8 protein-coding genes and 1 pseudogene are annotated in these 10,356 nt (G+C 61.4%); 6 read left to right on the forward strand and 3 right to left on the reverse strand.

The genetic code is table 11. The features are described 5' to 3' along the window. The 4 genes and pseudogenes from GQO94_RS00005 to GQO94_RS00020 all read left to right on the forward strand — a co-directional run. Positions 1–124: pseudogene (locus GQO94_RS00005) on the forward strand (IS5 family transposase); the annotation flags it as partial. 102 nt (positions 125–226) lie between these two features. Then, positions 227–964, forward strand: a complete 738-nt coding sequence (locus GQO94_RS00010; protein ID WP_156839104.1) for a YoaK family protein — start codon at positions 227–229, stop codon at positions 962–964. 69 nt (positions 965–1,033) lie between these two features. Further along, positions 1,034–2,548: a hypothetical protein gene (locus GQO94_RS00015; protein WP_156839105.1), complete on the forward strand. Its 1,515-nt coding sequence runs from the start codon at positions 1,034–1,036 to the stop codon at positions 2,546–2,548. Continuing rightward, a complete protein-coding gene (locus GQO94_RS00020; RefSeq protein ID WP_156839106.1) occupies positions 2,545–4,896 on the forward strand; it encodes a phospholipase D-like domain-containing protein in 2,352 nt (783 codons plus the stop codon). The genes GQO94_RS00015 and GQO94_RS00020 overlap by 4 nt, the downstream gene beginning before the upstream one ends. Here GQO94_RS00020 and GQO94_RS00025 read toward each other — a convergent pair. The 3 genes from GQO94_RS00025 to GQO94_RS00035 all read right to left on the reverse strand — a co-directional run bounded on the left by GQO94_RS00025 (position 4,834) and on the right by GQO94_RS00035 (position 8,563). Next, positions 4,834–5,904: a hypothetical protein gene (locus GQO94_RS00025; RefSeq protein WP_156839107.1), complete on the reverse strand. Its 1,071-nt coding sequence runs from the start codon at positions 5,902–5,904 to the stop codon at positions 4,834–4,836. The two genes, GQO94_RS00020 and GQO94_RS00025, sit on opposite strands and share 63 nt — an antisense overlap. 157 nt (positions 5,905–6,061) lie before the next feature. Further along, positions 6,062–7,717 carry an MBL fold metallo-hydrolase gene (locus GQO94_RS00030; RefSeq protein WP_156839108.1) on the reverse strand — a complete coding sequence of 552 codons (1,656 nt, stop codon included), beginning with the start codon at positions 7,715–7,717 and terminating at the stop codon, positions 6,062–6,064. A gap of 177 nt (positions 7,718–7,894) precedes the next feature. Next, the gene (locus tag GQO94_RS00035; protein ID WP_232332687.1) at positions 7,895–8,563 is read right to left on the reverse strand and encodes a hypothetical protein; all 669 of its coding nucleotides are present in this window, start codon (positions 8,561–8,563) and stop codon (positions 7,895–7,897) included. 92 nt (positions 8,564–8,655) lie between these two features. Between GQO94_RS00035 and GQO94_RS00040 the strand changes: the two genes are divergently transcribed. After that, complete coding sequence (locus tag GQO94_RS00040; RefSeq protein ID WP_232332715.1) at positions 8,656–9,240, forward strand: hypothetical protein; 585 nt, start codon at positions 8,656–8,658, stop codon at positions 9,238–9,240. Next, positions 9,237–10,142 carry a DUF4238 domain-containing protein gene (locus GQO94_RS00045; RefSeq protein ID WP_198045724.1) on the forward strand — a complete coding sequence of 302 codons (906 nt, stop codon included), beginning with the start codon at positions 9,237–9,239 and terminating at the stop codon, positions 10,140–10,142. Before GQO94_RS00040 ends, GQO94_RS00045 begins: the two co-directional genes overlap by 4 nt. Positions 10,143–10,356: the final 214 nt, after the last annotated feature.

Raw genomic sequence — 10,356 nt, forward strand, 5'->3', positions numbered from 1 at the left:
CTTCAACAAACTCAAGAACTGGCGGCGCATCGCGACCCGCTACGACAAAACCAGGGAATCCTACCTTGGCTTCGTCGCTCTCGCCTCAGTCAAACTCTGGATACCCTTTGTCCACGAAGCCTAGCCTACGCTCTGGGCCAGCCGGTTTCTTCGATCCAACTTCTTCGCGGCGAAACTGCGCGCACCAAGCTTGTGCGTATCGGCCCGCCGCGCGGATGATCATGCTATGCTGATTGCCCAAGGGGATGCGCGCGACAGCCGGTTGGACCGCAACCTGGCCTTCGCGCTCGCGGCGGTGGCGGGCGGCCTCAATGCGGCGGCATTTCACGAGGTCGGCTTCTTCTCGGCCAACATGACCGGAAATGTGTCCGCCCTCTCCAGCCTGCTCGCGATGGGGCAGTGGCGACAGGGTCTTGGCTATCTCGCCATCGTCCTCTCTTTCATCATCGGTTCCCTGGTTTCGACGCTCGCGATCAACTCGGGCCTGCGACGTCGAATCGGTACCATCTACGCACGCGTCATCCTGATCGAAGCCGCTCTTCTCGCCGCGCTCGGTCTGGCACGCATGGCGCTCGATCGCTCCGCCGGCGTGCCGATGCTCATCGTCGGCCTCGCGTTTCTGATGGGGCAGCAGAACGCCATCGTTACACATATTTCGAACGCGCGCGTGCGCACCACCCATGTGTCGGGAATGGCCACTGATATCGGCATCGGGCTTGCCCGGATGCTCGATATCCTTCGCGGCAAAGCTGACCCCGCAGAGCATGGGGAGATCATGACCCGCCTGAGCCTACATACGGGCACGGTGCTGTCCTTCCTCCTTGGCGGCATCGCCGGGGTGCTGGCCTGGCGCATCGTCGGCGATCTCTGCTTCGTGATTGCGGGCCTTGTTCTCGCAGCCGTCGCGGCAAGTTCCATGCAACGCGCCGCCCAGATCATCTTGCGAAATGATCCGCTCGATTGATCAGCTTTGCTTCATTACTCATTACTATGGTGAAATGAGGCCATCGGCCAAAACAGTCAAAGAGGGCCGATGAACCTGCTGCCACAATGGACCGAAAAGGCTGACAAACGCGGGCTCGACCCGCTCGGCATGCAGAATAGTGGCGTGCTGCTCTACCAGTCGCTGCTCCCCGGCATCAGCAACGTCACCCTGCGCATGCGCTACTATGGCTATTATTGCTGGATCAGCGAAACCTATGCCCGCCGGGGCGCGACCAACGACTTCGAGACCTGGCGCAACTGGGTGCGCCGCGCCGAGGCCCTCTATGCCCTCGTCTCAGCACGGGCCGGCGAAACCGGGGTCGGCGGCATCGAATGGGCCAATCGCCGCCTTGCTGGCGCCGGACGTGTCATCGACTTCGAGGCGGCTGCCTCAACCGATCCGGCGCAGGAACGCTATCTTCGCCAGTCGCTCGGCGTCTTCGGCGGTGCCTATTACAGCCAGATGGCCGAAATGAACCTCTTCACCGAGAACCGGCACGGCATCCAGGTCGCCACCAAGGATCTCGGCCGTCGCGCAGCCTCCCTGTTTGCCGACGCCATCGGACCGGACCTCGCCAGGCTGCTGCGACAGAAGATCACCGACGCCAAGGTGACCCTCCGCGAACTCGACCGCCTTCAACCCATCGCGCCTTCGGAAATCCCCGAGGAAAGCGAGGAGCGGACCTTCTACGAAACATTGCTCTTTGCCCGGTCCGGCGACGAGGGAAAGACCGGGCCGAGCCGCGCCGCGTCTCTGGGCCTCATCCTCGAAACCGCCAACGCGCACGAAGAATGGCCAGGCCCCGACCAAGTCCGCTGGCATCTCTTCGATCCGCCCGAACAGGCCCTTCCTTCCCGGTTGGAGACCCAGCGACTCGCCTGGGAAGCCTATCAATGCCAGGACATGATGCAGGTGGCATGCGCAGCGCTGCTTGGCTGGGGCATAGCAATCATCAACGCCGAGCCACAAGGCAGGTCGCTCCCGGAAATCCGCGCGGATGTTGTCGCCCATCTGGAGAGGCTGGAGGACCCCGATCCGACTTTAAGTTGGCGCGTGCTGCGTCTCGGGGTCGATTCGCAGAGCTTCGCCTATGCCGATGTATGGGACGAACTCACCAGCGCACGCGGTGCGGCAGCTGACAAGGCCGTCAGCGCGCTACGCCTGATCGCTGCGCTCCACCAGAGGCTCCTTGACCGGCCCGATCTCGCCGGCGCCGCGGCGCAAGGTCTGCCCGATCGCGGGGTGGCCCATTCACTGCGCACAGAAATATCCTGGCTGGAAGGCAGGGAAGGGGAGAGCATCGTCCCTCTCATCGCCGACTATATGATCGAGCGCATCATCAGGCGACACAGCCATGTCGCCATGCAAAAGCTGCGGCGACAAGGCGATTATACGTTCCTGTACGAGCAGCGCGAAGGGCGCTTCGTCTATCTGGCCGCCTATCAGCCGGTCGCCACGACCCCGCGCCTGGCATCCGCAATTCAGTTTCTCGCTGACATCCATCTCCTCGACGACGACGGCCTGACACCACACGGTCTGGCGGCGCGGGATGCCGGTCAATGAAACTCCCCGATCGTCTGGGCCGCCGCAGCGGTCGCCCTTTCCATAGTGCGATCGCCACCAGCTTCGCCGTGGAATTCTCCGCGGTCGAGGAAATCCTGCTGCCACAGCTCATGGCCAGCGGCGCCGCGAACCTCCTTCTTCTGACCGATGCCCGCATGACCGCGCTCGCGCTCTCTGACGGCGCCACCCTTCCTGTCGCGCTTGGCCGCGACTATGCGCTCTACAGCCCGCCAGCCGCCGACGGTATTTTTCACCCGAAGATCATCCTGCAAGTCGGTCGGGAAAGCGCCAGGGCTTTCGTCAGTTCCGCCAACCTCACCGCATCCGGCCTTGCCGGCAACGCCGAGGTCGCGGTCGAGATCGAATGCAAGAACGAGGAAGGCCCCGAGCGCGACATCATTCGGGCCGTCTGGCGCTACCTCGACGCACTGGTGCCCGCCGCCAGTTCCCCCGCGCGCGATGCACTGCGCTGGGCGCACGAACGCGCGTCCTGGCTCGCTGGCCCGGCGACGGATAGGGCCCACGAGATGGAGGACGGGACCGCCATCGCTTTCCTCCATGGTCCCGGCGACACGGGAATAGCAGACCGATTCGTGTCGCTGCTCGATGGCGCGAAGGTCCAGACCCTGATGGTGATCAGCCCCTATTGGGACCATGACCTTGCTGCGCTGGCCGATCTCTCTCAGCGCCTCTCCCCCAACCGGATCATCCTGCCGATCGACCGCAATCATCACGAATTCCCGATCGATGCACCTTTTGCCAAAAAGGCGAGGATCGTCGATCTTCACTGGCCATCCCGGCGCTTCACCCACGCCAAGATCATCATCGCTTCGACCGCGCAGCACGACCATATCCTGTTCGGCAGCGCCAATTGCACACGCGCCGCGCTCGGAACGGCGGGGGCTGCAGGTGCCAACGCCGAAGCCTGCATCTATCGAAGGGTTCCGTCCGGCACAGCACGACAAGCCCTCGAACTAGACCGCTGGATCGACGCGGAACCCATCAAGCTTTCCGACCTGTCACCACCGGTCGCGACGTCCCCTATCCCGCTCGATACGATCGAAGCCCGACAACCCGGTACGTTCGAACTCGACCAAGGCCAGCTCTTCTGGACACCGGCACGCGCGGATACAGGGACCGGAGACATTGAGTTGCTCGATCGGTCGGCGCGCCTGATCGAGACCATCCCGGTGACGTCCTTCGTCCAGACCGACGGCCGGCGAAGCGCGCCGATCGATCCCGCATTGCACAGATCCTTGTTCTTCGCCCGCCTTGTCACGGGCGACGTCATCTCGACCCTCGCGCACATCACCCACCGTGCGATATTACGCGCCCGACGCCGGGAGGCCGCGACCGGCAGCGTGGCCCGCGCGCTTGCGCCTTTCACCGATGGCACGGATTTCGATCTCTGGATGCATCAGGCATTCGAGACCCTCGTGCGCGCGGACTTCGAGTCCGTGACCCAGCCGCGCGCCCTGTCAGCCGCCCGGCCGCAGGAGCGCAAAAGCGCGGACGAGCCGGCGGCGCCCGTCCGCTTGAGCTATGAGGAGTTCACCCAGGCACGCTCTGGCGTCGACCGTTCGGGCGGCGAGGGCGATAACAGTCTTGCCGGCACCTATAGCGACACGATTCGCGACTTCCTCAATCTGCTCTCCGGTCGAGGACCTGGAACGGACCAACCTGACGACGACGATGCGGCTTTTGATGACCCGTCTGACGAACAGGCCGACACCGACCACGAAGACGACCCGGCTGATGACAAGATTGAACCGCGCGACACCGACAAGCCATCTGTTGCGCCTGCGCCCGTCGACGCCAAGCTCTATGAGCGGCATATTCTCGGTTATTCCGAGGATCTGGAAGCCGGCGACGAGGCGCTCGGTTCCAGCGACGTGCTGCGCCTGCGCTACTGGATATTGTTCCTCCTCTACAAGGCCCGGTGCCCTGACCTGCCGAAGGGGCTGGACACATCCAGTGCCCTTCTTGGATGGCCACGCTTCGTCGTGCGCGTCCTTGTCGCCTTTTTCTGCGGCGGGAAACCCGCGATACGGCGCGTCATGCTCGCACGCGATTTCGAGGCCATGCCGGTCGATTTCATGGAATGCTGGATCACCATATTGTGGAGCCTGGAGGCGATCGAAAAACTGCTGGCGAACCAACGCAAGGACCGGGAGTTCCTCAAATATATTCCCGAGCTGCGCCGACGCGTGGTGTCCCTGCTCGGCCTGAGATCCGACGAACTTAATGGGGAGACCGCAACCGCGATTCGCGCCGGACTTGACCAGTCAATCGGCGTCAGGCTCGGCCTTGGTAGCCTCGCCGTTCGGCTCGACATGCCCCAGCCATAATGGCAGCCTGCTATTCTTGAAGTCCCAGTTCCCAAGCGGCGCAAACCATTCAGGCACCGCCTCGCCATGGAGCTGGATCACCTGATCGCCATCGACCGTCTGCGCGGCATAATAGCGGCTGAAAATCCGGCTTGCCCAACCGATCCCGTCAAAGCCCTGGTCTGATGGTTCCTCAGGCTGCGCGACGAACTCGACTCCGCCGATTTCGCCACCATCCATCCGCGCGATCGGCTCGTCCACGGTCCAATCGCCAAACAGGAAAAGGACCTGCGCCAGCCTGCGATCGCGAGGATCGGTGAGTTCCATGTCCCCGCTATACATGCGCGCCGCGCCGATCATGAACTCCGCCAACCCCTCCGGGCTCAACGTCCTTGGCATTTTTCTGTCGGCGTCGAGCACCAGGCAAAGCGGCGGCCGCGTCATGATGATCACCTCGCCAAGCCTGCCGAACTCATTCGCCATCACCGCGTCCTGCATGGTCACACGCAGGCCGCCGTCCGGACGGCGAAAACGCTCAGGAGAAATGACGGTCCAGATGTTCCAGAGCGACCAGAAGATCGCCAGCTTGAGCGGCGTGCCGACCATGTCGGCATAGGATTGCAGCGAGTTAAGGTAAGCCGCCGACATTGAGGTGCGCTGCTTGAATGGCTTGCTGCGGCGCACATTCTTAACCTCGACAAGCCATTGCTCGCCATCGTCGAGAACGACCCGAAAGTCGGGCGCACGCGCCTTCGCAGTGCCATGCACGCGGCCGATATCCTCAGTCTTCAACATCCGATAGCGCCCGAGGGTCACAACTGTCGCTTCGAACAGCCGTTCGGTCCGCGAGCCATGGATCAGCGTCGCGTCGGATAGCGCCGTTTCGAGCTTCGGTCGGGCATCCGCCATGAACCTGTCAATGAGCGTCCGATCGTTGAGCGCTATTCCTTCCCGCTGCGCGAAGGCGGCCAGAGATGCCAGCAGATCGAATGCCTTCGGCTGGGGATGTTCAGGGCTATCCTTGCTCACAGGCTACTCCAGGTCGAACCTGGTTCGACATCGGGCGGGTTCATATATTGCCGGAATCCAGCCAGATTCTCACCCTAAGATCTTCAGCATCGGGGAAAACCGGATCGTCTCGGCAATATCACGACGAGAGACATAGCGCCGGGAAAAGGCGCAATGCCTAGTCCAATTCATTGGGGGGACAGAAAAGGATCATCGCTTCCTCGAGCCTTGAGCTTCGCGCGCTGCTAACCTGGTGGAAGCTCTTGCCAGCATCTTCAACAGCCTTCCGTAGCTTCGGGGCCGGATGCTCCCAATCGTCCCTTACGGGGTCCGCCGCAGCGAAATAAATGTCCGCGTCACCGATAAGCCGCTTGTAATTGCTGTTGTGAATGGAGCCATGGTGCGGAAACATGAAGGTCGAAACTGCATCCAACAGTTCAGCATAATGACTCTCAAAGGCTTCCACATTAGCAGCCTTACGCAGCGGAGCATCACCTGTCCCAAGCCAGCCAATCTTCGCTTGAGGCTGGGGGGAGAGACCGGGGCAAATCACGGTTGCGCCGACGCGAGATGGTTCCGCGGGGCCTGAGTAGAGCGACAGGCTTGTTGCATTCTTGTTGCCAAACGCACGGCGATAGGCTTCGCCAAGGACTGCTGCCTGCTCGGTTATCAGCTTTTGGCGTTCCTCTGAATCGCGGATACGCTGACGAAAGGTCCCATCATCCCAGCCGAGAAGCGTTTCAGCGATCTCCGCGAAGAGTTCCTTCGCATCTTCGTCCGCATGTTGCACATATGGAAGAAACCGCCAGGCGATTTGCAGGTCCTTCTCTACTGAACCTTGGACGTCGATCACGCCGTTGCGAACATAGAAGCTGTCGCGCCCGGTGCTTCGAACCTCAACAGCTTCGTCGCCGAGCGGTCCCAGCTTCCACGGCAAATCTTCGGAACCGCCGCCGATCGGATCGGCAAGTGGCGCATCAGGCCCTGGACCGTCGTCGCTGCCCATAAGCAAGATTCGATCTGCGCCGAGATTCTTGAGCGTTCCCACGGTGTCGACAACGAGATTTTTGAAGAATTCCGGGACCGGCTCGTATCGAGCAGCCGCTCGAGCGAAAGCGACCACTTTCTCAAGATCGTCCACATACGGAATGACTACCGTAGCAACCTTGAGTTTCCCGTCTCCGATAAGGGCCGGAATGCCTGAAATATGATCGCCATCAAAATGAGAGAGGAACAGAAAATCAAGCTGCCGACTGCCACTCCTACGAAGAAAATACGATATCTCAGCTTCCACATGCTTGAGAGGATGTGATCCGCAGTCATAGATGTAGAGGAAGTCTGCCCTGGCAAGCTCTTTTCGTTCTGCCCATTCTTCAAAGAGGGTGCGGCTAGCTGCCAAGCGCGTCAGCCCACCAACGTGAAAACCTCCCTGGCCTACGGCAAATTGGATTCTGTGATGCCCGAGGATTATGCCGTTCATAATGCGGCTCCAAGCCTCGCTGTCATCTCGACTCAGCCGACTGGACCGGTTTCGAAAAGCTCGGTGCAGGCACTCCAAAACCTCACCAGGATTTTCGGAGATCCAGCACTCATAGCGCCGGCTACCTTCAACCAAATCAAGCACGGCCTGTTGTGCCACTGGGAATTGGCGCCATTTTGCAACCTCATGGTCGGCAGCAATGCTCTCCCGAAGGCGGGCAGCACGCATGCTCTGCGGATCATCTGCTTGGGCGCGTTCAAGTTCCAGAAGATCACGGACATGGGCGCACATGCGCTTCCACCGCTTGATTTGCAGCCCCCGCGGACATTTAGGTAAATGATTCCACCCGCTCAAGGCGATCTCCCCGTTTTCGTTGCAGCACCGCCCATCTGGACCAATGTCCACTTACTTGGATGCCCACACGTTACCGAACTATTTCCTGACGGCCCGGAATTGCTCATTCGAACATCCGGAAGGGATAAACGCACGAAGATACGCACCGCCAAGTCCCCATCTCCGCCATGAGCGCCATCAGACTGGGGCGGTGCCGTCTCCAAAATTCGCACTGAGATACTGCCCATAAGGCGGGTTCGTCACCGCCAGGGGCAGGGGATCGGCCAGGCCCCAGAACCTCGTAGTGGCCCAGATATAGCGCCCAAGGTCCGCCTCCCGAACACGGACATGCTCACTTGCCACCGACGTTCCGGGGAGGAGATCATGATAGTCGGCGGCGTGCTCATCCCACAGGTCCGGGGCGATCGCGCGCAGCCTTTCGCAGGACCGCCCCTCACCATGGCGCACGACATTGGCGACCACGAACATCTGCGTCAGCGCATCCCCAAGACCCTCGACCGAAAGATCGATGCCGGCCTGCTCGGCACAGCCCGCAAGCAGTGGCTCAAAGCCGGTGAGCCTGCTCATGTCGGCAATACCCGCATCCTGCGTCGCGCGCGCCCAGCGGCTCATTTGCCGCTCGAACAGACCGGCGAGGGTAAGGACAAACGCCTTGGCCGCCTCGTTGGCGGTATAATTGTCGACCTGCGCTGCAGCCCGATCGAGAAACTGATCAAGGCTATCAGCCTCTCCGGTCTCCAGCACCGCGTGGGACGGCAACTTCGCCATGACCGGCAGGATTACGCGGTCGAAGAACCGACCAAGATTGGCCTGAAAGATCCTTGGTAACTGCTCCACCGTCGACACTCTCGGTATCCCCTCGCGCGGTTCCATGTGCCCCCCGAAGGGCGAAGCTCTCTCGTTTCCTCGCAAGTCACCATAGCCTCGCTGTGGTGACGATGATGCGATACAGATGGACACGAACAATGGCGCAGGGGGAATGCGTGACAAGAGCCAAAGGCGATGCTCACCGCCAATCTTCAAGAAAGCCCTATAATGAGCGCACCGACCTTGAGAAGCTCCAGTCACAATGGACCAAATTATCCGGGCTTCACGGGCGCGATGAACCATCCGCGGCGATCGTGCGCTGCGCCACGGCTGCGGAAATCGCCGCGAATTATGCCGTGCGCACCGAGTGGGGTAAAAAGACCCAGTTCGATGCCGCCATCGTCGACCAGTTCCTCCGATGGGCAAATGGCCTCCCACTGAAGGTCGAGCGCCTGTTCATACCCGTTTTCTTCGCGACCCCCCGGACAAGCCCAACCGCACGCGCCCTGATCAGCTCGGCGGGCAAGATCAACACCGTCCGCAATGCCGTCGTCCACCAAGGGTCCTTCAGCAACAAGGACGAGGCCGAGGCGGTGATTGCCGAGGCGAAGACCTTCATCAACATGATCGTCGGGCTCTCGATCGACGGTTTCGATATCGACGCACAGGCCGCATCGGTCAGGGCCACAGTCCCTGCGGACGGAACGCCAGAGTGACCGCCGGGAGGCCCAAGCGGCACCATTATGTGCCGCAATTCTATCTGCGTCGCTTCGCCTGCCCGGACGATGCGAACAAGGTCCGTGTGGTCGAACGGCATGGCGATATCCTCGCGATCGACCGTAAATCCATCGACCGCATCGGCTATGAGGAGGCCCTCCACGACTATGTCGACGACGGGGTGGCCGGCTCTATCGAAGGCCCGATCAACCATATGATCGAGACGCCTTTCTCCAACAGTCTGACCTGGACAAAGATCGCCGATGGCGCCTGCACCAGCCTCGCCAAGGCCGACAAGATCCCGATCTATGGGTTCGCCCGTCACCTCCAGCGTCGCAATCTCGAGACCTTGCGCTTCATCGAGACCGAGTCCGCCCGCTTCGCAGACGGTGACCTCGATGCCGACCTGAGCGAGGAGGAGCGCGAGATGCACGCATGGATCGCAGCATCCGCCGACAATGCCCATGCCCTGTTCCGCGTTGGCGCCATGGACACGAATATCCCGGAAGACGCCGACGCCATCAACGTCATGGTCTGCCATTCGCCGATCCCTTTGCGGACCTCGACCAACCCGACACTGATGATCTCGGCGCCGGGCCATCAATCCATTTTCGGTGCCTTCTTCAACGAGCTGCGAACCTGGTGGCTCACACTCGATCGATATTGCGGCGCCTTCATCGTCGCCGGTGGTCCGCCCGGCTTCAGCAATTTGCCCATGCCGGCCGACGCAGCCCGCATGATCAACCAGCAGTATCTGGTCCAGCACGGCAACAGCATGACGGTCCGTTACCTCCTCGCCGATGATCCCTATCTCGATGATGATCTTGTCTGGGCCGGCTATGGCTTCGAGCGGTCAACGACCCATGGTGCCCGGTGGCGCAAGCTTGTCGTGGGGCAATGATCCGGCAATCGTGAACCAGCGCATTGCTATAGGGTCCGCCTCCGGTCCGGCGTGAAGGCTGAGCATCTCGGGATTGAAGGCCGAGCGATCGACGACGGGACAGGTATCCCAAGGTCGGGCGGATGCCCGCTGAAGCGGGCACCGGGCTCTATCTCCGCTCCGCTCCGACCAAGCCCCTGCGGGTCTTGGCCCCTGACGGGGTAACGATCCCTTC

The sequence above is a fragment of the Novosphingobium aquimarinum genome (genome assembly GCF_009746585.1).
Classification (GTDB): domain Bacteria; phylum Pseudomonadota; class Alphaproteobacteria; order Sphingomonadales; family Sphingomonadaceae; genus Novosphingobium; species Novosphingobium aquimarinum.

Excerpts from the sequence above, each read along its gene's own strand:
- GQO94_RS00010 (WP_156839104.1), top strand. The coding sequence starts at position 227 with ATGCTGATTGCCCAAGGGGATGCGCGCGACAGCCGGTTGGACCGCAAC.
- GQO94_RS00015 (WP_156839105.1), top strand. The coding sequence starts at position 1,034 with ATGAACCTGCTGCCACAATGGACCGAAAAGGCTGACAAACGCGGGCTC.
- GQO94_RS00020 (WP_156839106.1), top strand. The coding sequence starts at position 2,545 with ATGAAACTCCCCGATCGTCTGGGCCGCCGCAGCGGTCGCCCTTTCCAT.
- GQO94_RS00040 (WP_232332715.1), top strand. The coding sequence starts at position 8,656 with ATGATGCGATACAGATGGACACGAACAATGGCGCAGGGGGAATGCGTG.